Annotated in this window: 22 protein-coding genes; 9 read left to right on the forward strand and 13 right to left on the reverse strand. The window is 64.8% G+C overall.

The genetic code is table 11. The features are described from left to right. The first annotated feature begins 27 nt into the window (after positions 1 to 27). The 6 genes from rlmH (at position 28) to NR187_RS29845 (ending at position 5,783) form a co-directional block, all read left to right on the forward strand. Positions 28 to 510 carry a 23S rRNA (pseudouridine(1915)-N(3))-methyltransferase RlmH gene (rlmH, locus tag NR187_RS29820; RefSeq protein ID WP_211383588.1) on the forward strand — a complete coding sequence of 161 codons (483 nt, stop codon included), beginning with the start codon at positions 28 to 30 and terminating at the stop codon, positions 508 to 510. A gap of 33 nt (positions 511 to 543) precedes the next feature. Then, positions 544 to 1,908, forward strand: coding sequence for a murein hydrolase activator EnvC (locus NR187_RS29825; protein ID WP_211383589.1), 1,365 nt, complete (start codon positions 544 to 546; stop codon positions 1,906 to 1,908). Next, positions 1,905 to 3,263 carry a S41 family peptidase gene (locus NR187_RS29830; RefSeq protein ID WP_211383590.1) on the forward strand — a complete coding sequence of 453 codons (1,359 nt, stop codon included), beginning with the start codon at positions 1,905 to 1,907 and terminating at the stop codon, positions 3,261 to 3,263. The genes NR187_RS29825 and NR187_RS29830 overlap by 4 nt, the downstream gene beginning before the upstream one ends. 154 nt (positions 3,264 to 3,417) lie before the next feature. Further along, a complete protein-coding gene (locus NR187_RS29835) occupies positions 3,418 to 4,635 on the forward strand; it encodes a divergent polysaccharide deacetylase family protein (protein ID WP_211383591.1) in 1,218 nt (405 codons plus the stop codon). Positions 4,636 to 4,711: 76 nt separating this feature from the next. Next, positions 4,712 to 5,218, forward strand: a complete 507-nt coding sequence (locus NR187_RS29840; RefSeq protein ID WP_211383592.1) for an RNA pyrophosphohydrolase — start codon at positions 4,712 to 4,714, stop codon at positions 5,216 to 5,218. 64 nt (positions 5,219 to 5,282) lie between these two features. After that, on the forward strand, positions 5,283 to 5,783 hold the full coding sequence (locus tag NR187_RS29845) for an RNA pyrophosphohydrolase (protein ID WP_211383593.1): 501 nt from the start codon (positions 5,283 to 5,285) through the stop codon (positions 5,781 to 5,783). A 284-nt stretch (positions 5,784 to 6,067) separates the two neighbouring features. Here NR187_RS29845 and NR187_RS29850 read toward each other — a convergent pair whose 3' ends face one another. The 6 genes from NR187_RS29850 to NR187_RS29875 all read right to left on the reverse strand — a co-directional run bounded on the left by NR187_RS29850 (position 6,068) and on the right by NR187_RS29875 (position 12,967). Further along, a complete protein-coding gene (locus NR187_RS29850; protein ID WP_256808672.1) occupies positions 6,068 to 7,714 on the reverse strand; it encodes an adenylate/guanylate cyclase domain-containing protein in 1,647 nt (548 codons plus the stop codon). A 151-nt stretch (positions 7,715 to 7,865) separates the two neighbouring features. Next, complete coding sequence (locus NR187_RS29855; RefSeq protein ID WP_211383595.1) at positions 7,866 to 8,273, reverse strand: F0F1 ATP synthase subunit epsilon; 408 nt, start codon at positions 8,271 to 8,273, stop codon at positions 7,866 to 7,868. Between the two features lie 91 nt (positions 8,274 to 8,364). After that, entirely contained in the window at positions 8,365 to 9,807 is a 1,443-nt protein-coding gene (gene atpD / locus NR187_RS29860; RefSeq protein WP_211383596.1) for a F0F1 ATP synthase subunit beta, read from the reverse strand. A 52-nt stretch (positions 9,808 to 9,859) separates the two neighbouring features. Further along, positions 9,860 to 10,735, reverse strand: a complete 876-nt coding sequence (locus NR187_RS29865; RefSeq protein ID WP_211383597.1) for a F0F1 ATP synthase subunit gamma — start codon at positions 10,733 to 10,735, stop codon at positions 9,860 to 9,862. A gap of 142 nt (positions 10,736 to 10,877) precedes the next feature. Beyond that, positions 10,878 to 12,407: a F0F1 ATP synthase subunit alpha gene (gene atpA / locus NR187_RS29870; protein ID WP_140979601.1), complete on the reverse strand. Its 1,530-nt coding sequence runs from the start codon at positions 12,405 to 12,407 to the stop codon at positions 10,878 to 10,880. Continuing rightward, entirely contained in the window at positions 12,407 to 12,967 is a 561-nt protein-coding gene (locus tag NR187_RS29875) for a F0F1 ATP synthase subunit delta (RefSeq protein WP_211383598.1), read from the reverse strand. Before NR187_RS29875 ends, atpA begins: the two co-directional genes overlap by 1 nt. A 648-nt stretch (positions 12,968 to 13,615) precedes the next feature. On the opposite strand from NR187_RS29875, the gene NR187_RS29880 reads away from it, so the two are divergent. Then, on the forward strand, positions 13,616 to 14,125 hold the full coding sequence (locus NR187_RS29880) for a septal ring lytic transglycosylase RlpA family protein (RefSeq protein ID WP_211383599.1): 510 nt from the start codon (positions 13,616 to 13,618) through the stop codon (positions 14,123 to 14,125). A gap of 175 nt (positions 14,126 to 14,300) precedes the next feature. On the opposite strand, the gene NR187_RS29885 is transcribed toward NR187_RS29880, so the two are convergent. Further along, positions 14,301 to 16,508 (reverse strand): primosomal protein N', encoded by a 2,208-nt coding sequence (locus NR187_RS29885; RefSeq protein WP_256808680.1) that lies wholly within the window; start codon positions 16,506 to 16,508, stop codon positions 14,301 to 14,303. Between the two features lie 111 nt (positions 16,509 to 16,619). Here NR187_RS29885 and NR187_RS29890 point away from each other — a divergent pair, with 111 nt between their 5' ends. Continuing rightward, positions 16,620 to 17,585, forward strand: a complete 966-nt coding sequence (locus tag NR187_RS29890) for a tyrosine recombinase XerC (protein WP_211383601.1) — start codon at positions 16,620 to 16,622, stop codon at positions 17,583 to 17,585. A 5-nt stretch (positions 17,586 to 17,590) separates the two neighbouring features. Here the strand turns inward: NR187_RS29890 and NR187_RS29895 are convergent, their stop codons facing one another. Beyond that, entirely contained in the window at positions 17,591 to 18,613 is a 1,023-nt protein-coding gene (locus NR187_RS29895; RefSeq protein WP_256808683.1) for a TIR domain-containing protein, read from the reverse strand. Between the two features lie 248 nt (positions 18,614 to 18,861). Between NR187_RS29895 and NR187_RS29900 the strand changes: the two genes are divergently transcribed. Then, positions 18,862 to 19,452 (forward strand): DUF4337 domain-containing protein, encoded by a 591-nt coding sequence (locus NR187_RS29900; RefSeq protein WP_211383602.1) that lies wholly within the window; start codon positions 18,862 to 18,864, stop codon positions 19,450 to 19,452. 78 nt (positions 19,453 to 19,530) lie between these two features. Here the strand turns inward: NR187_RS29900 and NR187_RS29905 are convergent, their stop codons facing one another. From NR187_RS29905 to NR187_RS29925, 5 genes are all read right to left on the reverse strand, one after another. Continuing rightward, complete coding sequence (locus NR187_RS29905) at positions 19,531 to 20,061, reverse strand: hypothetical protein (RefSeq protein WP_211383603.1); 531 nt, start codon at positions 20,059 to 20,061, stop codon at positions 19,531 to 19,533. A 34-nt stretch (positions 20,062 to 20,095) separates the two neighbouring features. After that, positions 20,096 to 21,496, reverse strand: coding sequence for a dihydrolipoyl dehydrogenase (gene lpdA, locus NR187_RS29910; protein WP_211383604.1), 1,401 nt, complete (start codon positions 21,494 to 21,496; stop codon positions 20,096 to 20,098). A gap of 57 nt (positions 21,497 to 21,553) precedes the next feature. Next, complete coding sequence (locus NR187_RS29915; protein WP_211383605.1) at positions 21,554 to 22,315, reverse strand: SDR family oxidoreductase; 762 nt, start codon at positions 22,313 to 22,315, stop codon at positions 21,554 to 21,556. 55 nt (positions 22,316 to 22,370) lie between these two features. After that, positions 22,371 to 23,615 (reverse strand): 2-oxoglutarate dehydrogenase complex dihydrolipoyllysine-residue succinyltransferase, encoded by a 1,245-nt coding sequence (odhB, locus tag NR187_RS29920; protein WP_256808690.1) that lies wholly within the window; start codon positions 23,613 to 23,615, stop codon positions 22,371 to 22,373. A gap of 177 nt (positions 23,616 to 23,792) precedes the next feature. Next, a complete protein-coding gene (locus tag NR187_RS29925) occupies positions 23,793 to 26,762 on the reverse strand; it encodes a 2-oxoglutarate dehydrogenase E1 component (protein WP_211383607.1) in 2,970 nt (989 codons plus the stop codon). Positions 26,763 to 26,814: the final 52 nt, after the last annotated feature.

Genomic DNA, 26,814 nt, shown 5'->3' on the forward strand with positions numbered 1-26,814 from the left:
TCCTGAAAACGCGACCTTGAAAACATCATGCGTGTTGCTGTCATTGCGGTGGGCCGGCTGAAGCAGGGCCCCGAACGGGAGCTTGCCGACCGCTATTTCGAGCGGTTCGACGAGGCCGGCCGCAAGCTCGGATTCCGCGAGCTCGCCATCCACGAGATTCCTGAAAGTCGCGCCCGCGACACCGCAACGCGGATGGCCGAAGAGGCTGCGGCGATCTCCGCGCATATTCCGGAAAAATCGATCCTGGTGGCGCTGGACGAGCGCGGCCAGAACCTGGATTCCACCGTATTCGCACGGCATCTCGGGCGCTGGCGCGACGAGGGTGCCGGTCATACTATCTTCGTCATCGGAGGGGCGGACGGACTTTCGCCCGAATTGCGCCGTAAGGCCAAGCTCGCGATCGCGTTCGGCTCTGCGACCTGGCCGCATCAAATGGTCCGCGTCATGCTTCTGGAACAGCTTTATCGGGCCGCCACCATCCTGGCCGGCCATCCCTATCACCGCGCGTGATGCGCGCCACAACGAGCACCTTTGCCTAAAGCGATGCGAGCGCCGATTCTCAACCTGCTGCTGATCGGAAGCCTCGCGGGCGCAAGCCTCGCTAGCACAAGCCTCGCTGGGACAAGCCTCGCGCAAGCTCAGACGGCGACGACGCCGCAGACAGCGGCGGTCTCGCCCGATGCGATCAAGCAGCGCGAGCAGGAGCTGGAGGCCGCGCGCGCAAGCAGGAAGAGCGCGGAGGAAGCGCAGGCCAAGCTCAAGGCCGAGATCACCTCGCTCGGCCAGGACCGCACCCAGCTCAATCAGCAATTGATCGACACCGCCGCGAATGTGCGCTCAGTCGAGACCAAGATCGACGAAGCCGAAGCGCGGCTGCGGTCGCTGAACGGCCGCGAGCAGCAGATGCGCAGCTCGCTGGATTCACGCCGCGCCGACATCGTCGAGGTGCTGGCGGCGTTGCAGCGCGCCGGAAGGCGCTCGCCTCCGGCGCTGCTGGTGCGCCCCGAAGATGCGCTGCAATCGCTGCGCACGGCGATGCTGCTCGGCGCCGTGGTGCCGGACCTGCGCGGCCGCGCGGAAAAAATCGCAGGCGAACTCGGCGAGCTTGTAGCCCTGCGCAAGAACATCGCGACCGAGCGCGACCAGCTCGCCGCCGACCGCGACAAGGTCCGCAGCGACCAGACCCGGCTCACGGCCTTGATCGACGAGCGGCAGCGCCAGCAGGCGTCACGGGAAAAAGACCTCGACGCCGAGAGCGCGCGCGCGATCGCGCTTTCAAGGCAGGTGGGCGACCTCCAGGGGCTCATCGCCAAGATGGAGCAGGATCTGCAAAGCGCCGCCAAGGCGGCCGAGAAGGCCGCCGAGGCTGCCAGGCAGGCCGAGGCCAAGGCGGCCGCCAGCGCCAACGCCGGCACAAAGTCCGGTCCGGCCGCATTCAAGGATCGCTCCCGGACCACCCCTGCGATTGCCTTCGCTGTGGCCAAGGGCCTCCTGCCTCTTCCGGTTAACGGTAACAAGATCAGGGATTTCGGCGGTTCCGACGGGGTCGGCGGGGTCCAGAAGGGCATTTCGCTGGCCACCCGGCCGGGCTCCCAGGTCACGACGCCGTGCGACGGCTGGGTGGTCTATGCCGGCCCGTTCCGCAGCTATGGACAACTCTTGATCCTCAATGCCGGTGGCGGGTATCATGTCCTGATCGCCGGGATGGAGCGCATTTCGGTAAACATCGGACAGTTTGTGCTCACGGGGGAGCCGGTCGCGTCCATGGGGTCGACCTCTCAAGTCGCCTCCATTCTCGCCACGAACGCGAGTCAACCTGTGTTGTATGTCGAGTTCCGCAAAGACGGCACTCCAATCGATCCAGGCCCATGGTGGGCCGCAAATGAAGGCGAGAAGGTTCGCGGATGATGCGCAAGACTTCAGTTATCCTCCTCAGCGCGGCCACCGGTGCTGCGCTGACGCTGTTCGTGACCCAGCCGCGCGCGGTCTTCATGGGCTCCAGCGCGCGAGCCGCCACCGCGGACACCTATCGCCAGCTCAATCTTTTCGGCGACGTCTTCGAGCGCGTGCGCTCGGACTATGTCGAGAAGCCCGACGACACCAAGCTGATCGAATCCGCGATCAGCGGCATGCTCACCGGCCTCGATCCGCATTCGAGCTACATGGACGCCAAGAGCTTCCGCGACATGCAGGTGCAGACCCGCGGTGAGTTCGGCGGCCTCGGCATCGAAGTCACGATGGAAGACGGCCTGATCAAGGTGGTCTCGCCGATCGACGACACCCCGGCGTCGCGCGCCGGCGTCATGGCCAACGATATCATCACCAATCTCGACGACGAGGCGGTGCAGGGCCTGACCCTGAACCAGGCGGTCGAGAAGATGCGCGGCCCTGTCAACACCAAGATCAAGCTCAAGATCATCCGCAAGGGCCAGGACAATCCGATCGACGTTACCCTGGTGCGCGACAACATCCGCGTCCGCTCGGTGCGCGCCCGCATCGAGGCCGACGACATCGCCTATATCCGCATCACGACCTTCAACGAGCAGACCACCGAAGGCCTGAAGCGCGAGGTTGCCAACCTCTCGAATCAGATCGGCGACAAGCTGAAGGGCTACGTCATCGACCTTCGCAACAACCCGGGCGGCCTGCTCGAGGAAGCGGTCACCGTCTCCGACTCCTTCCTGGAGAAGGGCGAGATCGTGTCGACCCGCGGCCGCAATGCCGAGGAGACGCAGCGCCGCACCGCGCATGCGGGCGACCTCACCAAGGGCAAGCCTGTCATCGTGCTGGTCAATGGCGGCTCCGCCTCGGCGTCCGAAATCGTCGCGGGCGCGCTTCAGGACCACAAGCGCGCGACCATCGTCGGCACGCGCTCGTTCGGCAAGGGCTCGGTGCAGACCATCATCCCGCTCGGCTCGGGCAATGGCGCGCTGCGTCTGACCACGGCGCGCTACTACACGCCGTCGGGCAAGTCGATCCAGGCCAAGGGCATCGTGCCCGACATCGAGGTGCTCCAGGACGTGCCGGACGAGCTGAAGTCCCGCACCGACACCAAGGGCGAGGCTTCGCTGCGCGGGCATCTCAAGAACGACGGCGACGAGAAGACCGGATCGCAATCCTATGTCCCGCCGGATGCCAAGGACGACAAGGCGCTCAAGCTCGCCGACGACCTGCTCCACGGCATCAAGAACAGCGCCTCCGCGGCACCCGCGGCGGGCGGCGACAACAAGGGCACGACCGACAAGCCCAAGGCGGCAAACTAGCTCGGCGCCCCGCGGGGTCCAATCAAAAGGGTGGCTCCGGGAGCCGCCCTTTTTGTTTGGAGCCGCCCGAACTCCCGGCATCCCCGGCCTATCCCGGCCTGCCGCCGCTTGACCTCGGCGTGGTATCGTCGGCGCGAGTGATTCGGGATCGCGCATGACTGAAACGGCCGATGATCTGAGCGCCCCGCTCGGACAGGACAAGCCGCGCCGGAAACGCCGGCTGCGGCTGCCGTTCACGGCCATGCAGGCGCTCGCCGTCATGCTCGGCTTGTTCCTGGTCGCCTTTGCCGGCTTCGCCATCTTCAACAAGGATCCGTTCGGCGGCGAGCCGATGACGCGGATCGCGATCCGCGATCCCAAGGCGGCGGACGAAAAACCGGCCGTCGCTGGCCATGGCCAGGACAGCAAGCAAGAAGGCAAGCACGAGACCAAGGAAGCGCCGAAGCAGGCCGGCGAGCAGAAGACCGTCACCATGATCGACGGTTCCACCGGCACGCGCCACGACGTGGTGATCGGCGGCGGCGCTTCCGCCGACAAGGGCGAGGCGGCCTCCGCGCCGCCGCCCGTCATGGCCGGGATCGACCCAAAACTGCTGGAGAAATCACGCTACGGCATGATCCCCGTGGTCGCCGAGGGCCTGAAGCCGTTCAACGTCTATGCGGCGGATGCCGACCGCGCCAAGGCGGCGAAGATGCCTGTCGTCGCGATCCTGATCGGCGGCCTCGGCGTCGGCGCCGCCAAGACCACCGATGCCATCATGAGGCTGCCGCCGGCGGTGACGCTGGCGTTCACGCCTTATGGTTCCGATCCAGGAAAACTCGCCGAGCGGGCCCGCGCCCAGCGCCACGAGATCTTCCTCCAGATCCCGATGGAGCCCTACGACTTCCCCGACAACGATCCGGGACCGCAGACGCTGCTGACCTCGCTGAGCGCCGACCAGAACATGGACCGCCTGTACTGGCATCTGAGCCGGATGCAGGGCTATGCCGGGATCACCAATTTCATGGGCGCCCGCTTCATCGCGACGGACGCGGCGATGCAGCCGATCATCCGCGAGGCGGCCAAGCGCGGCCTCGGCTTCTTCGACGACGGCTCCTCGCCCCGCAGCATCGCGCCCCAGGCCGCGGCAAGCCAGGCGATGCCGTTCGGCAAGGGCGACATCGCGATCGACGTGGTGCCGACCCCGGCCGAGATCGACCGCGCCCTGAACAAGCTCGAAGCGGCGGCGCGCGAGCGCGGCGCGGCCATCGGCACCGCCTCGGCCCTGCCCGTCTCGATCGAGCGCATCGGCGCCTGGACCAAGACATTGGGCGACCGGGGTATCCTATTGGTGCCATTGACAACCGCGATGCTGAAATCAAAATCCAGCTAAATCAACGGATTGGTACGGCACGGGTCTCGCGGGGCCTGCGCGAGCCTTACCGACAGCATGGAAGAGGTCTGGCGGAATGGCGCGTTACGAGGATCTGCCCTACCGGACCTGCGTCGGAGTGATGCTGATCAATACGAAGGGCCTGGTGTTCATCGGCCGCCGCGCCGGCGGCATCGAGCATGTCGACGACACCCATGTCTGGCAGATGCCGCAGGGCGGCGTCGATCCCGGCGAGGACACCTGGGACGCCGCCAGGCGCGAGCTCTATGAGGAGACCAGCGTGCGCTCGGTCGAACGGCTCGGCGAGGTTCCGGACTGGCTCACTTACGACATTCCGCGCACGGTCGCGGGCCGTGCCTGGAAGGGCCGCTACCGAGGCCAGCGGCAGAAATGGTTTGCGGTCCGCTTCACCGGCAAGGACAGCGAGATCAATGTCGAGAAGCCCGGCGGCGGCGGCCACAAGGCCGAATTCGTCAGCTGGCGCTGGGAGCCGATGAAGAACCTGACCGGATTGATCATCCCGTTCAAGCGCCCGGTCTATGAGCGCGTGGTGAAGGAATTTTCCGCGCTGGCGGAGGATTAGTTCGCGTCGTCGTTGCGGGTTGATGCTAATGCATCGCCTGGGCTGACGACGAAAGATCCCGCGCTTGACCGACCAGAAACCCTACCGCCCCAACGTGGGGATCGCCCTCTTCAATGCCGATGGCCGCGTGCTGATCGGGCATCGCTTCAAGGGCGACGGACCCGAGATCATCCTGCCGGGTCTCGACTGGCAGATGCCGCAGGGCGGCGTCGACGAAGGCGAGGACCTGCGCGATGCCGCGCTGCGCGAACTCTGGGAAGAGACCAGCGTCAGAAGCGCAGCCTATCTCGGCGAGACCGACTGGCTGACTTACGAATTCCCGCCCTACGACGGACCACAGACGCACCGGCTGGCGAAATTCCGCGGGCAGCGCCAGAAATGGTTCGCGCTGCGCTTCACCGGCAGGGACGACGAGATCGATCCGCTGACGCCGCGCAACGGACAGCCGGCGGAGTTCGACGCCTGGCGCTGGGAGCGGCTCGACCGCGTCGCCGACGTCGTGGTGCCGTTCCGCCGCGACGTCTACCGCGCGGTGGCGCGAGAGTTCGCGCCCTTCGGAAACTGAAATCGCGAAAACAACCCCATGCACAGTAGAACCGGGGTTGAAGTCATGAGCGAATTTTCACCGGAAATTTGTGTGTGAGGGAGGCACCATTCTCTCGCCAGCGAAATTAGAACGTGGCCGCTTGCTCCGCTGCGCTCCCTCCCCCCTTGCGGGGGAGGGTTGGGGAGAGGGGTGGCTCCGGGCGAGGTCCGAGTTCATGGCGCCCCCTCTCCCTAGCCCTCCCCCCTTGCGGGGGAGGGAACGCACCGTCGTCGGGGCGCGAGTCGGGCCCAATCACTGCAACCCTAGTTGACCGGTCCCACCGTGAACGGGCCGATCGCGATGACGTGGCAATTGCTGTCGCGCCTGGCGCAGTCGGCGAGCGCGGAATTGACCGCTGTCTGCTCGTCCGCGGCCTTCAGGCCGAGGCCCGGCCGGCCCGCGGTGCCGACCGCGACGGCGTTCCAGCCCATGCCATCGGCGAGCTTGCGCACGACCTCGTCGCGCGCATCGGCGACGATCGAGGCGTTGGAGGCGGCATGGAAGAAGCCGGTGATTTTGAACAGGGTCGGGATCGGCACGACAAAATTCTCGTCGACCGCGACGACCAGGCAGGCCACGCCGGCGATCGCGCCGCACGATTCCAGGGCGCGCCGCGCGGCATCGTCGGCGGTTGATGCGCCCATCACCATGAAATACTGACCGCCCGGGCCGAGCGCGACCGAGCGCGATTTCGCCGCGGGCACGAACATGTTCTCGAGCCGGACCTTCGCGGGATCGCGCACCATCGGAAAATCCCTGGAGGCGAAGGCGCGCTCGGTCATGGCATCGTGCCGGATGAACGGCTGCGGCGGCATCGGCGGCTTGCCGTGCGTGTAGACGACATTGTTGCCGACCGCATAGAGCTCGCAGCGCCGCGGCGACTGCGCGGCGTCCGCGCGCTTCTGGCACTGCTCGATCGCCGCGTTGCGCGCGGCCTCCTCGTTCGGCTGATTGAGCGCGGAGCCGGTGTAGCCGCCGACGTTCAGTGCAAAGGCCTTGTAGTCGCCGGCGGCGGAATATTCGCCCGCGAGATAGCCGCGCACGCGGTCGCCGATGAAGGGCACCATATCGGCCGGAAATTTGCCGCCTGAGGTGGCGGGCGCCGAGGGCATCGGCGCCGGACCTGCCGCAGCCATTTGCGTCGGCATGGGCATCGGCGCTTTCGCTGACATGGTGGGCGTCGGGCTGGGGGCCGCCGCGCTGGGCGCAGGATTTGGCGCCGTCGCCGCGGCGCTCGCTGATGTCCTGGTGGTCTCGAGCTTGGCGAAATAGAGGAAGCCGCCGACGCCGATGGCGACGACGGAGACGACACCGACCACCAGCGGCCACATCCAGTTCGGCGCGGGCGCGGCCTTCGCCACCTTCTTGATCTGCGGCGTTGCGTAAGTGCCGTTCTCCCGCCGCATCGCCACCATGTAGGCGTGCACCGGCGTCGGGATGTTCTTGACCTCCTGCGCGCCGATATCGGCGAACTGCACCGACAGCTTGTTGGCGACCTGCTCGTGCACGGCGCGGGAGACGCAGATGCCGCCGACCTCGGCGAGACCTTCGAGCCGGGCGGCGATATTGACGCCGTCACCGAGCAGATCGCCGTCGCGCTCGACCACGTCGCCGATGGTGATGCCGATGCGGAACGACATCTGCCGGCTCGGCGGATAGGCCATGTTGCGGGTTCGCAGGGATTCCTGGATGTCGATGGCGCAACGCACCGCATCGACCGCGCTCGGAAATTCCGCAAGCACGGCGTCACCGGCCGTGTTGAAGATGCGGCCGCCGGCCTTCGCAATGAAATCGTCGACGACCTCGCGATAGGAGGCGAGACGCCGCAGCGTCTCCTCTTCGTCTTCCGCGACCAGTCTCGAGTAGCCGGCAATATCGGCCGCGAAAATCGCTGCGATCTTGCGTTTCATCTGCGACCGGCCCCCGGAACAAATTTCGCGAGCGCAGAATGCCGCTATCGACCGCGCGGTGCAACAAAGTTTCAGCGCCCGCCACGGCCGTGACGAGCGCTGAACTTATTCAGGAATTTCTCATTCGAGCCCCGGAGCAGTGCGCCGGGGCTTAGTGCATGGCCGTGGAGTTGAGCTGCTGCTGAATGCTCTTGAAGTGATCGAGCCGCGCAATCGCCTGATCGAGCTCGTCGCCTTCGTGCTCCTTCAACCCTTCTTCCATCTCCGAGACGGTCGCGGCGAACTGGGCGCGGTCGAGCTCCGCCATCGATGTTGCGACGTCGGCGAGCACGGTGAGGCCCTTTTCGGAGACTTCGGCGATACCGCCGAGCACGATGATCTTCTCGTGCTTGCCGCCGCTGGTGATGGTGAGAATGCCGGGCCGGATCGCGGCCACGACCGGCGCATGTCCCGCCAGCACGCCGAAGTCGCCCTCGACGCCGGGGATGTCGACCTGGTCGACTTCACCCGAAAATGCGAGCTTTTCCGGCGAGACGAGATCGAAATGGAAGGTGGCCATGGGAAACCTGCGAGTAGTGAATAGCGAATAGCGAGTGGCAATTGAACGGGAGCAGCGTCTGTTCGCTACTCCCTATTCGCCATTCGCCAGCTCAGGCGGCTTCCGCCGCCAGCTTCTTGCCCTTCTCGACCGCCTCTTCGATGGTGCCGACCATGTAGAAGGCGGCTTCCGGCAGATGGTCATACTTGCCTTCGCAGAGGCCGCGGAAGCCCTTGATGGTGTCCGCGAGGTCGACGAACTTGCCGGGCGAGCCGGTGAAGATTTCGGCGACGTGGAACGGCTGCGACAGGAAGCGCTCGATCTTGCGGGCGCGGGCCACCGTCAGCTTGTCCTCTTCCGAAAGCTCGTCCATGCCGAGAATGGCGATGATGTCCTGCAGCGACTTGTAGCGCTGCAGCACCTGCTGGACCTGGCGCGCGGTGTCGTAGTGCTCCTGGCCGACGACGAGCGGCGAGAGCATGCGCGAGGTCGAGTCGAGCGGGTCCACCGCGGGGTAGATGCCCTTTTCCGAGATCGCGCGCGACAGCACCGTGGTGGCGTCCAAATGCGCGAACGAGGTCGCAGGCGCCGGGTCGGTCAAGTCGTCGGCAGGAACGTAGATGGCCTGCACCGAGGTGATCGAGCCCTTCTGCGTGGTGGTGATGCGCTCCTGCAGCGCGCCCATGTCGGTGGCAAGCGTCGGCTGATAGCCCACCGCCGAAGGAATACGGCCGAGCAGCGCCGACACTTCCGAGCCCGCCTGCGTGAAGCGGAAGATGTTGTCGACGAAGAACAGCACGTCCTGGCCCTGGTCGCGGAAGTGCTCGGCGACGGTCAGACCCGTGAGGCCGACGCGGGCGCGGGCGCCCGGCGGTTCGTTCATCTGGCCGAACACCAGCGCGCACTTCGACTTCACGCTCGGATCCGGGTTGTGCGGATCGGCGTTGACCTTGGACTCGATGAACTCGTGATAGAGGTCGTTGCCCTCGCGGGTACGCTCGCCGACGCCGGCGAACACGGAATAACCGCCGTGCGCCTTCGCGACGTTGTTGATCAGCTCCTGGATCAGCACGGTCTTGCCGACGCCGGCGCCGCCGAACAGGCCGATCTTGCCGCCCTTCGCGTACGGAGCCAGGAGATCGACCACCTTGATGCCGGTGACGAGAATTTCAGCTTCGGTCGACTGGTCGGTATAGCTCGGCGCTTCCTGGTGGATGGCGCGCCTGCCTTCGGACTGGATCGGGCCGGCTTCGTCGATCGGCTCGCCGATCACGTTCATGATGCGGCCGAGCGTGCCCGCGCCGACCGGAACCGCGATCGGCTGGCCGGTGTCGGTCACTTCCTGGCCGCGCACCAGACCTTCGGTCACGTCCATCGCGATCGTGCGCACGGTGGACTCACCGAGATGCTGCGCAACTTCCAGCACGAGGCGGATGTTGCCGTTCCTGGTTTCGAGCGAATTGAGAATGGCCGGCAGGTGGCCTTCGAACTGAACGTCGACGACGGCGCCCATGACCTGGGTGACGCGACCGACCTGGTTAGCTGCTGTAGCCATGAAGCTCTCCTTCGAAATTCTGTACTTGAACGACCGTCGTTTGGTTCGTGCGTCAGACCGCCTCGGCGCCGGAGATGATCTCGATCAGCTCCTTGGTGATCTGGGCTTGACGGGTTCGGTTGTAGATCTGGGTTTGCTTGCGGATCATTTCGCCCGCGTTGCGGGTGGCGTTGTCCATCGAGCTCATCTGCGCGCCGTAGAACGAGGCGTTGTTTTCCAGGAGCGCGCGGAAGATCTGCACCGCGATATTGCGCGGCAACAGGCCGGAGAGGAGTTCGTCTTCCTCCGGCTCGTATTCATAGGACGTCGTCGGCGCGTTCGCTGCCTTTTCCTCGACGACCAGCGGAATGATCTGCTGTGCGGTCGGGATTTGGGCGATCACCGACTTGAACTGCGCGTAGAACAGGGTGCAGACGTCGAACTCGCCGTTGTCGAAGCGGGCCAGCACCTTCCTGGCGATGTCCTCGGCGTTGACGAAGCCGAGTTGACGAACGCCGCGCAGGTCGAGGTGCTCGACGATCTGCTTGTCGTAGAGACGGCGGAGCTGCTCATAGCCCTTGCGGCCGACGCAGAAGAATTTGACTTCCTTGCCCTGCGCGATCAGCGCCTGGGCGCGCTCGCGCGCGAGGCGCACGATCGAGGAGTTGAAGGCGCCGGACAGGCCGCGCTCGCCGGTGCAGACCAGCAGCAGGTGGACCTGGTCCTTGCCGGTGCCGGCCAGCAGCGCCGGCGCGCCGGGCGAACCGGCGGCAGCGCTGGCGATGTTGGCGATCACCGCGCTCATCTTGTCGGCATAGGGCCGCGCCGCCTCGGCCGCTTGCTGGGCGCGGCGCAATCTGGAGGCCGCGACCATCTGCATCGCCTTGGTGATCTTCTGCGTCGCCTTGGTGGAGGCGATGCGGACGCGCATGTCTTTAAGTGACGCCATTCTTCGTTCACCCCGGCGGTTCGACGCGAGCCGAACCGCTAGCCTGTCCCTGTCGCAATGCCCGGCCGGGCGCCGGGCACGCTTCTTGTTGTCTTGCCTCTTGCGAAGCGGTCATGGCCGGAACGACCGGCCATGCTTGCTATCAGGCGAAGCTCTTGGCGAAACCTTCGACCACCGACTTCAGCTTGGCGGCGGTGTCGTCCGAGAGGTCGCGGCTGTCGCGGATCGCGTTGAGGATGTCGGCGTTCTTGCCGCGCAGCAGCGACAGCAGGCCGTCCTCGAACGCGCGCACCTTGTTGAGCGGAAGCGGATCGAGATAGCCGTTGGTGCCGGCCCAGATCACGCAGACCTGCTCTTCCATCTTCAGCGGCGCGAACTGCGGCTGCTTCAGCAGCTCGGTCAGGCGCGAGCCGCGGTTGAGCAGGCGCTGGGTCGAGGCGTCGAGGTCGGAGCCGAACTGCGCGAACGCCGCCATTTCGCGGTACTGCGCGAGCTCGCCCTTGATCTTGCCGGCGACCTTCTTGGTGGCCTTGGTCTGCGCCGAGGAACCGACGCGCGACACCGACAGACCGACGTTCACCGCGGGACGGATGCCCTGGAAGAACAGGTCGGTTTCCAGGAAGATCTGGCCGTCGGTGATCGAGATGACGTTGGTCGGAATGTAGGCCGAGACGTCGTTGGCCTGGGTTTCGATGACCGGCAGCGCCGTCAGCGAGCCCGAGCCCTGGTCCTTGTTCAGCTTCGCCGCACGCTCGAGCAGGCGGGAGTGAAGATAGAACACGTCGCCCGGATAGGCTTCGCGGCCCGGCGGGCGGCGCAGCAGCAGCGACATCTGGCGATAGGCGACGGCCTGCTTGGACAGATCGTCATAGATGATGACCGCGTGCATGCCGTTGTCGCGGAAATACTCGCCCATGGTGCAGCCGGTGAACGGCGCGATGTACTGCATCGGCGCCGGATCCGAAGCGGTCGCGGCGACGATGATCGAGTATTCGAGCGCGCCCTGCTCTTCCAGCACCTTGACGAACTGGGCAACGGTCGAACGCTTCTGGCCGATCGCGACGTAGACGCAATACAGCTTGATGTTCTCGTCCGGCTGCGCGTTGAGCGGCTTCTGGTTGAGGATGGTGTCGAGCGCGATCGCGGTCTTGCCGGTCTGGCGGTCGCCGATGATCAGCTCGCGCTGGCCGCGGCCGATCGGGATCAGGGCGTCGATCGCCTTGAGGCCGGTCGCCATCGGCTCGTTCACCGACTTGCGCGGAATGATGCCGGGCGCCTTGACGTCAACGCGCATGCGCTTGTCGGCCTGGATCGGGCCCTTGCCGTCGATCGGATTGCCGAGCGCGTCGACGACGCGGCCGAGCAGGCCCTTGCCGACCGGCGCGTCCACGATGGCGCGGGTGCGCTTGACGGTCTGACCTTCCTTGATCTCGCGGTCGGCACCGAAAATAACGACACCGACGTTGTCGGTTTCGAGGTTCAGCGCCATGCCGCGGGTGCCGTTCTCGAACTCGACCATTTCACCGGCCTGGACGTTGTCCAGACCGTAGACGCGGGCGATACCGTCGCCGACGGACAGCACCTGTCCGACTTCGGAGACTTCAGCTTCCTGGCCGAAATTCTTGATCTGGTCCTTGAGGATCGCGGAAATTTCCGCGGCGCGGATGTCCATCAGCCTGCCTCTTTCATCGCGTGCTTGATCGAATTGAGTTTGGTGCGAAGCGAACTATCGATCATCCGGCTGCCAAGCTTGACCACGAGGCCACCGATGATCGAGGGATCGACCTTCACGTTGAGCGCGACGTCCTTGCCGGTCACCGACTTCAGGGCAACCTTGAGGGCGTCGAGATTCTTGTCCGAGAGCGCCTCCGCCACGGTGACGTCGGCCGTCGCCTCGCCCTTGAACCTGGCGACGAGGGCGCGGTAAGCGCGGATCACGTCGCCCACCACGAACAGGCGGCGGTTGGCGGTCAGCACTTTGAGGAAATTGGCGGAGATGCCGGCGATGCCGGTCCTGTCCAGTACGGCCGAGAGCGCCCTGGACTGGGCCTCGGCCGCGAACACCGGGCTGCGGACGAGGCGCTTCAGATCGGCGCTCTCGTTCAGCAAGCCCTCGAATTTGTCGAGATCGGCCTTGACCTCGTCGACCACTTTCTGGTCGCGGGCCAGTTCAAACAAGGCCGTTGCATAACGGCCCGACACACCGGAAACGGACGTATCTTCTGCAGCCACAGACGCGCTCTTTTTGCTGTCAAACTCGCAAGGGAAAAACCGTCGCCACGAAGCGGCGCCTAGCGATCCAAGCCCTTGGAATTCAAGCGGGACTTCGATTTTCGACCCCGCACGGGAAGTGCCGGGCTCGTTAAAATCGCGGCTTTGCTAACATAGCAGGCGCGCACGTGCAACATGACGCCAAATTAAAGGCACGACGTTCTGTCGCCAGTTCGTCGCAGTGCCCGAGGCGCGACGACGATCGGCATGACGATCTGCCATCCGGCGGAATTGAGGCGGGCCTGCCGGCGGCGCCCGTCCATTTCGTTCCTGCCCTCAGCGCATAGCGGCCATGAACACGGATCACTGAGGCGTGACTTCGGCCCCGCCGGCTGCACCCGCCGAATACTTACCCAATTCTAAACACTGAAAGCGATGACTTCGTTTTTCAGTATTTGTAAGTAATAAACATGTTAATAAATCGTTAAATACAAGATTACGGAGCATCGGACGAATATCGGTCACCGGTAACAAGATATTTCATGACGACACGGAACGGATTTACTGCCCAATTCACGCCTCATTAGGAATCGAAACGCCATCCCGCTCACAAACTCATGGGGGCTCCACTTGCCACATATGTGGCAATACTAGCTTAGGGACCACTAAATGCTGTCTTTGAAGACGCTGGGCTCTGTGACCCGGCCGCGTACGGCGATCGCTTTCGTTGCCGCCACTCTCCTCGTCGGTGGAACTGCCACCGAAGCTTCCGCCAAATCCAGGCATCACCACCGGACCTCTCAGCATCATCACCGCCACCACGCCCAGAACGATGCCAACACGACCTCCGATTGGCGCAACGCCAACGCGTCGATGACGCCGTCGTCGGGTAGCGGCCACAGCTTCTCCGGAATGGCCTCCTATTACGGCAACGAGTCCGGCAGCCGGACTGCCTCGGGCCAGCGCTTCAACCAGAACGCCATGACCGCGGCGCATCGTTCGCTGCCGTTCGGCACCAAGCTGCGCGTCACCCATGGCGGCTCGAGCGTCATCGTCACCATCAACGACCGTGGCCCGTTCGTCCGCGGCCGTGTCCTCGACCTCTCCACGGGCGCTGCCCGTGCCATCGGCCTCACCGGGGCCGGCGTCGGCCGCGTCACCGCGGAAGTCGTCTCCTGACGGCGCGAGACGCGCCTCACCACACAAGCGCAGTTCCCGTCATCGTCCGCATGGACATGTGAGCGCGGGATCGGCGCGGGTGAAACAAGCCCGCCGTCTTGGGGGACGGCGGGCTTTTTGCTCGTCCGCCGTCATTGCATTGCGAGCAATGACGAGGGGAGCATTTTTATGATCTCTACAAAAAGCTCTGCGGATCGACGTCCACTTCGAGCTTCTGATTTCCCTTCGGCTTCGGGCACACGGCGAGCCAGTTGCGCAGGTAATCCGACAGATCGAAGCCGCGCGCCGATTTCACCAGGATACGGAAGCGGTAGCGCCCCTTGATGACGGCGAGCGGGGCTTCCGCCGGGCCCAGCACCACCACGCGCTCGTCGCGCGGCGCCAGCGCGACGAGGCGGCGGCCAAAAGCTTCGGCGCTCGGCCGGTCGCCGGCGGAGATGATCAGGCTGGCGAGGCGTCCGAACGGCGGATAGAGCGTGCGTTCGCGCAAGTCGATCTCGCTGTCGTAGAAGGCCTCGCGGTCGCAGGCGATCAGCGCCTTCATCACGGGATGATCGGGCTGGTGGGTCTGCAGATAGCCGACGCCGCGGCCCTGCTCGCGGCCGGCGCGGCCGATCACCTGGTTGAGCAATTGCCAGGTGCGTTCGGAGGCGCGCGGATCGCCATTGGACAGGCCGAGATCCGCATCGACCACGCCGACCAGATTCAGCCGCGGGAAATTGTGGCCCTTGGCGACGAGCTGGGTGCCGATGATGATATCGACGCGGCCTTCCGCGATCTCGGCAAGCTCGCTGCGCATCGTCTCGATCGAGGTGATGAGATCGCTCGACAGCACCATGGTGCGCGCCTCCGGGAACAGCGCCGCCGCCTCTTCCTGCAAGCGCTCGACACCCGGCCCGACCGCGACCAGCGATTCCTCCGCCGAACAGTGCGGGCAGATATGCGGACGCGGCATCGAGAAGCCGCAATGGTGACAGACGAGGCGCTGGCGAAAGCGGTGATCGACCAGCCAGGCATCGCAGATGGTGCAGGCGAAGCGATGGCCGCAGGCGCGGCACAGCGTCAGCGGCGCATAGCCGCGGCGATTGAGGAACAACAGCGCCTGCTCGCGCCGTTCGATCGCGTTCTTGATCTCGGAAGCCAGCCGCGGCGAGATGAAGCGGCCGCGCGCCGGCGGCTCGCGGCGCAGATCAATCGCCTCGATATGCGGCATGTGCTGGCCGCCGAAACGCGACGGCAGCGCGATGCGCTGATAGCGGTTCTTGCGCGCATTGACCTCGGATTCGACCGACGGCGTCGCCGAGGCCAGCACGATCGGGACCTTTGCGACATGCGCGCGCACCACCGCCATGTCGCGGGCGTGGTAATGCACGCCCTCGTCCTGCTTGTAGGCCTGGTCGTGCTCTTCATCGACCACGATGAGGCCGAGATTGGCGTAAGGGAGAAACAGCGCCGAGCGCGCGCCGACCACGACCGGCGCGCTGCCCCCGGAGATCGCCGCCCAATTGCGCGCACGCGTGCGCGGCGTGAGTTCGGAATGCCATTCGATCGGCCGCACGCCGAAACGCTGCGCGAAGCGATCGAGGAACTGGCCGGTCAGCGCGATCTCCGGCATCAGGATCAAGGATTGTTTTCCGCGGCGGATCGCCTCGGCCACGGCTTCGAAGTAAACCTCGGTCTTGCCCGAGCCGGTGACGCCGTCGAGCAGCGCAACGTGGAAGGTGCCGTTGGCCGCGAGCGCGCGCATCGTATCGGCAGCAGTGCGCTGGAGCGGCGAAAAATCCGGCCGGCCGAAATCCGGGTCGGGGGCCGGCGGCGGCGCCGGCGGCGGCATCGGCTCGACCGTCAGCGTGCCTTCGTCGACGAGGCCGTCGACCACGCCGGCCGAAACGCCCGCCTCCCTGGCGGCCTCGGACTTGCCGTGCAGCAGACGGTCCGACAGCACCTCGATCAGGCGCTGCCGCGCCGGCGTCAGCCGTTTTGGCGGATCGCCAGCCAGCCGGACGCCGGCGCGCACTCGCTCGGGGCCGAGGTTCTCGCCCATCCGCAGGCACATCCGCAGCACCATGCCGCGCGGGCTCAGCGTGTAATTGGCGACCCAGTCCACGACCGCGCGCAGCTCGGGCTTCAACGGCGGGATGTCGAGCTTTTCGCTGACCTCCTTGAGGCGGTTGTGCAGGCGCGGATCGGGATTGGCGTTCTCGGCCCAGACCACGGCGAGCACCTCGCGCGGGCCGAGCGGCACGCCGACCAGATCACCCGCCTTCAGCTCCATCCCGCGCGGCACCTTGTAGGAATAGGTCTGGTCGAGCGCGACCGGCACCAGCACGTCGACCATGCGGGTCGCGTTTGCGGAAGCGGGGCTGCGCGGTGTGTGATCCATGGATGGAGAATCGGAACCCGGGGCTTCAAGGCTAGCGGCCTGAGGCCGCCTTAGCGAACGATAAACGAGTGTGATGCGATATACTGGGTGGAATCACCACGTCCAGAGCGCATGAGCAAAGCGGCCGCCCCACAGATCGAGCTCGCCAGCGCCGATCCTGACATCGCGCAGCAGATGACGCGCTGGCTGTCGCATCTCGGCTCCGAGCGGCGGCTGTCGCCGAAGACGCTGGAGGCCTATGGCCGCGACCTGCGGCAGTGCCTGAATTTCCTCAGCAATCATTGGGGCGAGCGCGTGACGCTGAAGCGCTTCGCCGCGCTGGAAGCCACTGACATCCGCGCCTTCATGGCGATGCGCCGCGCCGACGACATCGCCGGCCGCTCGCTGATGCGCGCGCTGGCGGGCCTGCGCTCGTTCGGCCGCTTCCTCGAACGCGAGGGCAAGGGCAAGGTCGGCGCGCTCTCGGCGATCCGCGCGCCGAAGGTCGCGAAAAGCCTGCCAAAGCCGCTGCCGATGGCGTCGGCCAAGCGTCTAGCGGATGCCGACGAGCGCGCCGGCGAGGACCGCGAGACCTGGATTCTGGCGCGCGATGCCGCGGTGATGGCGCTGCTCTACGGCTCGGGCCTGCGCATTTCCGAGGCGCTGGGCTTGAAGCGCCGCGAGGTGCCGCGGCCCGGCGAAGGCGACGTGCTGATCGTGACCGGCAAAGGCAACAAGACCCGCATGGTGCCCGTGCTGCAGAACGTGCTCGCGCTCGTTCAGGAATATGTTTCGATGTGCCCCTATCCGCTGCCCGCCGAGGGGCCGATCTTCGTCGGCGCCCGCGGCGGCCCCTTGAGCCCGCGCATCATCCAGCTCGCGATGGAGCGGCTGCGCGGCGCGCTCGGCCTGCCCGACAGCGCGACGCCGCACGCGCTGCGCCATTCCTTCGCCACGCATCTGCTGTCGCGCGGCGGCGATCTGCGCGCGATCCAGGAATTGCTCGGCCATTCCTCGCTCTCGACCACGCAGATCTACACCGGCATCGATTCGGAGCGCCTGCTCGAAGTCTATGCGAGCGCGCATCCGCGGCGGTGAGCGTGTCAGCGCGTTAGAACAAACCTCGGAGGCAAGCCAATCGGAGGAGCCTCAACAAAGACGTCATAAATCTCTCGGAGAAGCTGGTCTTTTGTCTCCTGCGCGTCTTGCTCGGTCCAGGTCAACGCATACACGCCCCGCAAGAAGCTAGGCATGCTCTTCGCATCGAAACTGCCTCGGAGTATCGGAAGAAATTTTTTGGGATTCGTCGACTGTGATTGCAACAACTCACCTTGAATGACGCGCATTTCCCATCCAACGCCGCCCAAGCGACCGTTCGCTCGAGCAGCATATTCATCGTTGCAAACGATCAAGACTCGATCGGCTTGATCAAGCTCGTTGCACATCCACTGAGGAGTATCCATGCCCGGACGGAGGTGCCAGACATCAAGTCTCGCATCGACTCCATTCTCGCGCAGAAAGGTTGCCAAATCTCGTACCCAAGTCTGATGCTCTTGAGATGTTTTCGTATAGCTTATGAATACGCGCAGTGGCTCGCGCGTGCGCTCTCTAGACTTCTCTGAAACACTGACGTCCGATCGCATCGTCTTTTCTTGCTGCGAGGAAAGCTTCTCAAAGACTTCTCGCTTATAGACGAAAATATTGATCACTTTCTTTTTGATTAGAGACTTTTCAAACCCGGTCATCAAGGCCGACAGCGATTCTGCAGGCGTCAGTCTTCCTGAGCCGGCCCCCAACAGAGGAATAGCAACATCGCGAATCTCCGGCTTCTCAGCTATAAAATCCGATACGGTCTCCGCAATTTTCGAGATAGCCTGTTGGCTCGACTCCATCGCTTGGACGGAAGTGGCGTAGCCCACGTAGGCAGCTATATTTGAAGCGCCATTGAACAACTCGAATTTGACATCACCAAGATTGGAATAGCCGGTAGGCCATTTGATATCAAATTGCTCAAGCTGACTTGCTATTGCGCCAGTTACAGTGCCACCGGTGGAGCAAGGTATCACGATCAAATCGGTTGGCTGCGCGAACATATCGCCCTGCCGAAGCTGGATTGTCGACTTCATTTTGCAATCCTTGATTGAAATACATCAAGGAATTACATTTGGCTGAATGAGTCAATGGTTAGCTTTTTGCAGCCAGAAGGAGGTTCGCAGCACGGGCGAATCCAGCCTAGACTCGGAACGGCTGCTGAAGTTCTACGCCGGCGCGTATCCGCGCAGTCGAGCGCACGACGTAGTCCCGTCATAACTTGCTTGCCTCTTGCGCGGCGCCCGCGGTTCGGTCAATCGTGGGGAACCGACAGGAGGGATCTATGAGCGCACATGAAAGCATGGAGCACGCCGAACACGCCGAGCACGCGTCCGGCTCGAACAAGAAGATCGCGCTCCTGATCGCCGTTCTGGCGCTATTCCTGGCGATCTCGGAGACGCTCGGCAAGGGCGCCCAGACCGAATCGATCAGCAAGAACGTCGAGGCCTCCAATCTCTGGGCGTTCTTCCAGGCCAAGAGCATCCGCCGCACGGTGGTGCAGACCGCGGCCGACCAGGGCAAGCTCATCCTGGGCGCGGCGAGCGACGAGGCCAACAAGGTGGCGGTGCAGAAGCAGATCGAGGACTGGCAGAAGACCGCGGCGCGCTACCGCTCCGAGCCCGAGACCGGCGAAGGCACCGAGCAACTCGCCGAGAAGGCCAAGCATGCCGAGCACGAGCGCGATGAAGCCACCGCCAAGTACCATCACTTCGAGCTGGCGTCGGCGGCCTTCCAGATCGGCATCGTGCTGGCGTCGGCGACGATCATCACCGGAATGCTGGCGCTCGCCTATGTCGCTGGCCTGCTGACGCTCGGCGGCGTCGCCATGACCGCGCTCGGCCTGTGGTTGCCACATCTGCTGCATTTGCATTGAGACGCTGAGGCACATGACACGCCCTTCGCCAGGCCGGCACCTGAGGATTTGGCGGAGACGCAGGTTCAGGAACCGCACTTACCGCGCTTCGTGCACGCTCTTGCGGAAGCGCTGGATCAGGCGGAGGGTCCGGGAGGACCAGCCCTCGCCGTTACCGGAGATCAGCTCGCGGATGCGCTGCTTGATCGGATCGACCAGTTCGGCGGCCTTGGCGCGGAGCTTCAGCACCAGATCATAGATCCGCTCGAACCAGTGCATCTCCAGCAGCTTGTCGCGCGTCACGTCGAAGACGAAGGCGGTGACGCCGACGCCGAGCAGCTTCGCGAACAGGATCGTGAAGATCGCGCTGGTCCAGTATTCATGCGTGAGCAGCCACAGGCCGACCAGCTTGAGCGGAAACAGCGGGATGATGGGGACCGCGAACACGATCAGCGTCATCGCCGGCGACAGCGCATCGACGCGATCCGACAGCCATTGCTTGAACCGGGCGAGCGGAATGATCGCAACGACCCGCGCCACGATCGGTTCGAGATGGTCCCACAGCCAAGCTTCGATCAGGAAGACGATCGCAAGCAGGACCCAGACCGGTTGAAGGAGGCGGCGCAGCATATGTTGTCCCGCCCGATTCGGCTCGGAGCGTCGCCTACATATGGATGGCCCGCTTGCCGACTGCAAGCGCCGCTTCCTTGACGGCCTCCGAACGCGTCGGGTGCGCGTGGCAGGTGCGGGCGAGATCCTCCGCACTTCCGCCGAATTCCATGAGAACGCAGGCTTCGTGGATCATTTCGCCGGCCTCGATGCCGATGATGTGCACGCCGAGCACGCGATCGGTCTTCGCATCTGCGAGAATTTTCACAAAGCCGTCGGTGGTCTGGTTGACCTTGGAGCGGCCGTTGGCGGTAAAGGGAAACTTCCCGACCGTATAGGCCACGCCCGCCTGCTTCAGCTCCTCCTCGGTCTTGCCGACGGAGGACACTTCCGGCGTGGTATACACGACGCCTGGGATAACGTCGTAGTTCACGTGGCCGGCCTGGCCGGCGATGATCTCCGCGACCGCGACGCCTTCATCCTCGGCCTTGTGCGCAAGCATCGGGCCCGCGACGACGTCGCCGATGGCATAGACGCCCTTGAGGCTGGTGGCGAAATGCGGATCGATCTGCACCCGGCCGCGATTGTCCAGCGCAACGCCGGCTTCCTTCAGGCCCAGCCCGTCGGTGTAGGGCACGCGGCCGATGCAGACGAGCACGACGTCGGCTTCCAGCGTCTCCGCGGCGCCGCCGGCGGCGGGCTCGATGGTCGCCTTCAGCGTCTTGCCCGAGGTGTCGACGGCGGTGACCTTGGCGCCGAGCTTGAATGCAAAACCCTGCTTCTCGAGGATGCGCTGGAATTGTTTTGCAATTTCGCCATCCATGCCTGGCAGGATACGGTCCAGGAATTCGACGACGACGACCTCGGCACCGAGCCGCTTCCACACCGAGCCGAGTTCGAGGCCGATCACGCCGGCGCCGACGATCAGGAGCTTGCCGGGGACCTTGTCCAGCGACAGCGCGCCGGTGGATGAGACGATGCGCTTCTCGTCGATCTCGATGCCCTTGAGGCGCGCGATGTCCGAGCCGGTGGCGATCACGATGCTCTTGGTTTCGATCACCTGCGACTTGCCGTCGGCGGAGACTTCCACCTTGCCGGTGCCGAGGATCTTGCCGGTGCCCTTGAGCACGTCGACCTTGTTCTTCTTCATCAGGAACTCGACGCCCTTGACGTTGCCGTCGATGCCCTGCTGCTTGAAGTTCATCATTGCCGGAAGCTCGAGTTTCGGCGCGGAGACGCTGACGCCCATCTTGGCGAAGGAGTGCCCGGCTTCCTCGAACATCTCGGACGCGTGCAGCAGCGCCTTGGACGGCATGCAGCCGACATTGAGGCAAGTGCCGCCGAGCGTTGCGTTCTTTTCCACCACGGCGACTTTCATGCCGAGCTGCGCTGCACGCACCGCGCAGACATAACCGCCCGGTCCGGTGCCGATGACGACGAGATCGTAGGTAGCCATGAGAGAAAGTCCCGTAGGTTTAGCGTGATGAGGATGTGTCAGCGTCCGCGCGGCGCGTCAGCGTCCGCCGGACACATCGAGAATGGCCGAGGTGACGTAGGAGGCATCGTCCGACATCAGCCAGACGATGGCATTGGCGACTTCATCGGCGGTACCGACGCGCTTCATCGGCACCATATGGGCCAGACGATGGTGCCGATCGGGCTCGCCGCCAGAGGCGTGGATTTCGGTGTCGATCAGGCCGGGGCGGATGCCCGCGACGCGAATCCCCTCGTTGGCAACCTCGTAGCCGAGGCCGATGGTGAAGGAATCGATCGCGCCCTTGGAGGCGGCATAGTCGACATAGGTATTGGGCGCGCCGAGCTTGGCAGCAACCGATGACAGATTGACGATGACGCCGCCGTTGCCGCCGTGCCTGGTCGACATCCGCTTCACCGCCTCGCGCGCGCAGAGGATGGAGCCGGTGACGTTGACCGCCATGACGCGCTGGATGCGCTCGGCCGACATCTCGTCGACGCGCACGCCGCTGGTCCCGACGATACCGCCGTTGTTGACGAGCGCGCCGAGCGTGCCGAACTTGTCGGCTTGCTTGAACAGTTCGACGATGTCGCTTTCCTCGGCGACATCGCATTTCACCGCGATGGCCTTGCCGTTGCTGGCCTCGATCAGGCTGACCACCTCGTCGGCGGCGGTCTTGTTGCTGGCATAGCCGACCACGACACGGAAGCCGCGCGCGGCCGCAGCAATGGCAGTCGCGCGACCGATGCCGCGGCTGCCGCCGGTGATGACAACGACTTTATCCGTCAAGCTTGCCTCCATCTTTCGACAAACGCCGCCGCCCCTTCAGGCGACGGCGTCTTCAAGGCATCAGGGATCAGAGGTCCAGCACCAGCCGCGCCGGATCTTCCAGGCTCTCCTTGACGCGAACCAGGAAGGTGACGGCTTCCTTGCCGTCGATGACGCGGTGATCATAGGACAGCGCCAGATACATCATCGGGCGGACCTCGATCTTGCCGCCGACGACCATCGGCCGCTCCTGGATCTTGTGCATGCCGAGAATGCCGGACTGCGGCGCGTTGAGGATCGGGGTCGACATCAGCGAGCCGTAGATGCCGCCATTGGTGATGGTGAAGGTGCCGCCCTGCATCTCGTCGATCTTGAGCTGGCCGTCGCGGGCGCGGCGACCGAAATCGGCGATCCCCTTCTCGATGTCCGCGATCGACTTGTTGTCGCAGTCGCGGACAACAGGCACGACGAGACCCTTGTCGGTGCCGACGGCGACGCCGATGTGGTAATAGTTCTTGTAGATCAGATCGGTGCCGTCGATCTCTGCGTTGACGGCCGGGATGTCCTTCAGGCCCTGCACGACGGCCTTGGTGAAGAAGCCCATGAAGCCGAGCTTGCTGCCGTGCTTCTTCTCGAACGCGTCCTTGTAGTGCGCGCGCAGCGCCATGACGTTGGTCATGTCGACCTCGTTGAAGGTCGTGAGCATGGCGGCGGTGTTCTGCACGTCCTTGAGGCGGCGCGCGATGGTCTGGCGCAGCCGGGTCATCTTGACGCGCTCTTCGCGGGCGGCGTCATCGGCCGGCGAGGGCGCGCGGACCTGAACCGCTGCGGCGGGCTGGTTGACCGGGGTCGGCGCCGAGGCCGCGCGTTCGATCGCAGCTAACATGTCGCCCTTGGTGACGCGGCCGTCCTTGCCGGAGCCCGGAACGGTCGAGGCGTCGATGCCGGTCTCGGCCGAGAGTTTTCGCACGGAAGGGGCGAGCGGCGCATCGGCCGGCGGCGCCTTCGGAGCCGGCGCAGCAGCAGCAGCAGCAGCGGCCGCCGGAGCAGCGGCAGCGGGCTTGGCCGGCGCAGCCGCCGGCTTGGCAGCGCCAGCGGAGCCTTCGGTGATCTGGCCGAGCAGCGCACCCACGGCGACCGTCGCGCCATCGGCAGCGATGATCTCGCTCAGCGTGCCGGCGGACGGCGCCGGGACTTCGATGGTGACCTTGTCGGTCTCGAGCTCCACCAAGGGCTCGTCGACGGCGACGGGATCGCCGGCCTTCTTGAACCAGCGGCCGATGGTGGCCTCGGTGACGGATTCGCCGAGCGTCGGCACACGAATTTCAGTCATGGTCTTTTCCTTAAGGAGATCGCCAATGCGGTCATAAGTGCGGATGTCATCGCCTGCGAAAAGCAAGCCGTCCGGCAAGCCGCAACGTTCGCATTCACGACGACGTCACGACTTACCGGATGCCCCGCTCCGGTGCGCGATTGCGCACAAGGCGGGGCATGACGCAGTTCAAAAAGTTCAGCTCAGTGCTTCGTCCAGGAACGCCTTCAACTGCGCCTGATGCTTGGACATCAGACCGGTCGCGGTCGCGGCGGAGGCGGCGCGGCCGACATAACGCGGACGCCGGCTCGCACCGTTCACCTGGTTCAGCACCCATTCCAGATAGGGCTCGATGAAGTGCCAGGCCCCCATGTTGCGGGGCTCTTCCTGGCACCACACCACTTCGGCCTTCTTGAAGCGCGACAGCTCGGCCACCAGCGCCTTCAGCGGCACCGGATAGAGCTGCTCGACACGCATCAGGTAGATGTCGTCGATGCCGCGCTTCTCGCGCTCCTCGTAGAGGTCGTAATAGACCTTGCCGGAGCAGAGCACGATGCGACGGATCTTCTCGTCCGGGACGAGCTTGACCGGCTCGCTCGGCAGCATCTGGGCGTCATCATAGAGGATGCGGTGGAAGGTCGTTCCCTTCGCGAGCTCCTCGAGACGCGACACCGCCCGCTTGTGACGGAGCAGCGATTTCGGCGTCATCAGGATCAGCGGCTTGCGGATCTCGCGATGAAGCTGACGGCGCAGCACGTGGAAGTAGTTCGCCGGCGTGGTCGGATAGACCACCTGCATGTTGTCTTCAGCGCACATCTGGAGATAACGCTCGAGCCGCGCCGAGGAATGCTCCGGTCCCTGGCCCTCATAGCCGTGCGGGAGGAGGCAGACGAGACCGGACATGCGCAGCCATTTGCGCTCGCCCGAGGAGATGAACTGGTCGAACACGACCTGCGCGCCGTTGGCGAAGTCGCCGAACTGCGCCTCCCAGAGGGTCAGCGTGTTCGGCTCGGCGAGCGAGTAGCCGTATTCGAAGCCGAGCACGGCTTCTTCCGACAGCAGCGAGTTGATGACCTCGTAATGGCCCTGCTCGTGGCCGAGATGGTTGAACGGCGTGTAGCGGCTCTCGTCTTCCTGGTCGATCAGGACCGAGTGGCGCTGCGAGAAGGTGCCGCGCTCCGAATCCTGGCCCGACAGGCGGACGTGGTGGTTCTCGTTGAGCAGCGTGCAGAACGCCAATGCCTCGCCGGTCGCCCAGTCGATGCCGGTGCCGCCGTCGATCGCCTTGGCACGATTTTCCAGAAAGCGCTGGATGGTGCGATGGACGCGGAAACCGTCCGGCACCTTGGTGATCTTGCGGCCGATTTCCTTGAGCTCGGCGATGTCGACGCCGGTGACGCCGCGCCGCGCATCTTCTTCCTGGTCGGCGATCTTGAAGCCGGCCCATTTGCCGTCGAGCCAGTCGGCCTTGTTGGGCTTGTAGCCGGAGCCGGCTTCGAGCTCGGCATCGAGCCGCGCGCGCCAGTCCGCCTTGGCCTTCTCGACCTCGCCCTCGGTCAGCACGCCTTCGTTGATGAGGCGGCGGGCGTAGAGCTCGAGCGTCGACGGATGGGCCGCGATCTTCTTGTACATCACCGGCTGGGTGAAAGCCGGCTCGTCGCCCTCGTTATGACCGTGCCTGCGATAGCAGAACATGTCGATGACGACGGGCTTGTGGAATTTCTGCCGGAACTCGGTCGCGACCTTGGCCGCGAACACCACGGCTTCCGGATCGTCGCCGTTGACGTGGAAGATCGGCGCGTCGATCATCTTCGCCACATCCGACGGATAGGGCGAGGAGCGCGAGTAACGCGGATAGGTGGTGAAGCCGATCTGGTTGTTGACGATGAAGTGCACGGAGCCGCCGGTGCGGTAGCCCTTCAGGTCGGACAGACCGAAGCATTCCGCGACCACGCCCTGGCCTGCGAACGCGGCGTCGCCATGCATCAGCAGCGGCAGCACCGAGATGCGCATGTCCGGCGGATCGCCGTGCTGGTCCTGCTTGGCGCGGACCTTGCCGAGCACCACGGGATCGACGATCTCGAGATGCGAGGGATTGGCGGTCAGCGACAGATGGATGCGGTTGCCGTCGAACTCGCGGTCCGAGGACGCGCCGAGGTGATATTTGACGTCGCCGGAGCCTTCGACCGCATCGGGGTTGGCCGAACCGCCCTTGAATTCGTGGAACAGGGCGCGATGCGCCTTGCCCATCACCTGGGTCAGCACGTTGAGGCGGCCGCGATGCGGCATGCCAAGCACGACCTCCTTCACGCCGAGATTGCCGCCGCGCTTGATGATCTGCTCGAGCGCGGGGATCAGCGATTCGCCGCCGTCCAGACCGAAGCGCTTGGTGCCGGTGAACTTGGTGTCGCAGAATTTCTCGAAACCTTCGGCTTCGACCAGTTTCATCAGGATGGCTCTGCGGCCTTCGCGGGTGAACGAGATCTCCTTGTCCGGCCCCTCGATCCGCTCCTGGATCCACGCCTTCTGCGCGGCATTGGTGATGTGCATGAACTCGACGCCGAGCGTCTGGCAGTAGGTGCGCTCGCAGATCGCGGTGATCTCGCGCAGGCTGCCATATTCGAGGCCGAGCACGTGATCGAGGAAGATCTTGCGGTCGAAATCGGCTTCGCTGAAGCCGTAGGTGCGCGGGTCGAGCTCTTCGCGGTTACGCGGGGCTTCGATGCCGAGCGGATCGAGCTTGGCGTGGAAGTGGCCGCGCATCCGGTAGGAGCGGATCAGCATCAAGGCGCGGACGGAGTCGCGCGTGGCCTGCAGCAGGTCGGCGGAGGAGAGGCCGCCACCCTTGTCGCCACTCTTGGCCTGCGCCTTGGCGGCAATCTTGGCGCCGACCACCTTCTCGACCTCGGCCCAGTTGCCGTCTAGCGCGGAGGTCAGGTCGTCCTGCGGGGTCAGCGGCCAGTTGGCGCGCTCCCAGGACGGGCCTTCGGCATTCTTCCGGACGTCGCCGGGCTGGTCGTTCAGGCTCTTGAAGAACTCCTGCCACTCGGCGTCGACCGAGGACGGGTCCTTCTCGTAGCGGGCGTAGATTTCGTCGATGTAGGTGGCGTTGGTGCCCTGCAAAAAGGAGGAGAGGGCAAAGGCTGCGTTCGCGTCTTGGCGAGACATACTTGAGTTCCTGGCGATTTCGGTTCGCGCATAACAAACGGCGCTGGCGTCG

The organism is Bradyrhizobium sp. Bra64 (assembly GCF_024519875.1).
Classification (GTDB): Bacteria; Pseudomonadota; Alphaproteobacteria; order Rhizobiales; family Xanthobacteraceae; genus Bradyrhizobium; species Bradyrhizobium japonicum_G.

Bases quoted from the DNA above. Each gene is read 5' to 3' on its own strand.
- NR187_RS29850 (WP_256808672.1), bottom strand. From the start codon at position 7,714: ATGAAACGCAAGATCGCAGCGATTTTCGCGGCCGATATTGCCGGCTAC.
- NR187_RS29915 (WP_211383605.1), bottom strand. From the start codon at position 22,315: ATGGAGGCAAGCTTGACGGATAAAGTCGTTGTCATCACCGGCGGCAGC.
- NR187_RS29880 (WP_211383599.1), top strand. From the start codon at position 13,616: ATGCTGTCTTTGAAGACGCTGGGCTCTGTGACCCGGCCGCGTACGGCG.
- NR187_RS29865 (WP_211383597.1), bottom strand. From the start codon at position 10,735: ATGGCGTCACTTAAAGACATGCGCGTCCGCATCGCCTCCACCAAGGCG.
- NR187_RS29830 (WP_211383590.1), top strand. From the start codon at position 1,905: ATGATGCGCAAGACTTCAGTTATCCTCCTCAGCGCGGCCACCGGTGCT.
- lpdA (WP_211383604.1), bottom strand. From the start codon at position 21,496: ATGGCTACCTACGATCTCGTCGTCATCGGCACCGGACCGGGCGGTTAT.
- NR187_RS29885 (WP_256808680.1), bottom strand. From the start codon at position 16,508: ATGGATCACACACCGCGCAGCCCCGCTTCCGCAAACGCGACCCGCATG.
- odhB (WP_256808690.1), bottom strand. From the start codon at position 23,615: ATGACTGAAATTCGTGTGCCGACGCTCGGCGAATCCGTCACCGAGGCC.
- rlmH (WP_211383588.1), top strand. From the start codon at position 28: ATGCGTGTTGCTGTCATTGCGGTGGGCCGGCTGAAGCAGGGCCCCGAA.
- NR187_RS29835 (WP_211383591.1), top strand. From the start codon at position 3,418: ATGACTGAAACGGCCGATGATCTGAGCGCCCCGCTCGGACAGGACAAG.
- NR187_RS29900 (WP_211383602.1), top strand. From the start codon at position 18,862: ATGAGCGCACATGAAAGCATGGAGCACGCCGAACACGCCGAGCACGCG.
- atpD (WP_211383596.1), bottom strand. From the start codon at position 9,807: ATGGCTACAGCAGCTAACCAGGTCGGTCGCGTCACCCAGGTCATGGGC.
- NR187_RS29855 (WP_211383595.1), bottom strand. From the start codon at position 8,273: ATGGCCACCTTCCATTTCGATCTCGTCTCGCCGGAAAAGCTCGCATTT.
- NR187_RS29925 (WP_211383607.1), bottom strand. From the start codon at position 26,762: ATGTCTCGCCAAGACGCGAACGCAGCCTTTGCCCTCTCCTCCTTTTTG.
- NR187_RS29840 (WP_211383592.1), top strand. From the start codon at position 4,712: ATGGCGCGTTACGAGGATCTGCCCTACCGGACCTGCGTCGGAGTGATG.
- NR187_RS29905 (WP_211383603.1), bottom strand. From the start codon at position 20,061: ATGCTGCGCCGCCTCCTTCAACCGGTCTGGGTCCTGCTTGCGATCGTC.
- NR187_RS29895 (WP_256808683.1), bottom strand. From the start codon at position 18,613: ATGAAGTCGACAATCCAGCTTCGGCAGGGCGATATGTTCGCGCAGCCA.
- NR187_RS29890 (WP_211383601.1), top strand. From the start codon at position 16,620: ATGAGCAAAGCGGCCGCCCCACAGATCGAGCTCGCCAGCGCCGATCCT.
- NR187_RS29825 (WP_211383589.1), top strand. From the start codon at position 544: ATGCGAGCGCCGATTCTCAACCTGCTGCTGATCGGAAGCCTCGCGGGC.
- atpA (WP_140979601.1), bottom strand. From the start codon at position 12,407: ATGGACATCCGCGCCGCGGAAATTTCCGCGATCCTCAAGGACCAGATC.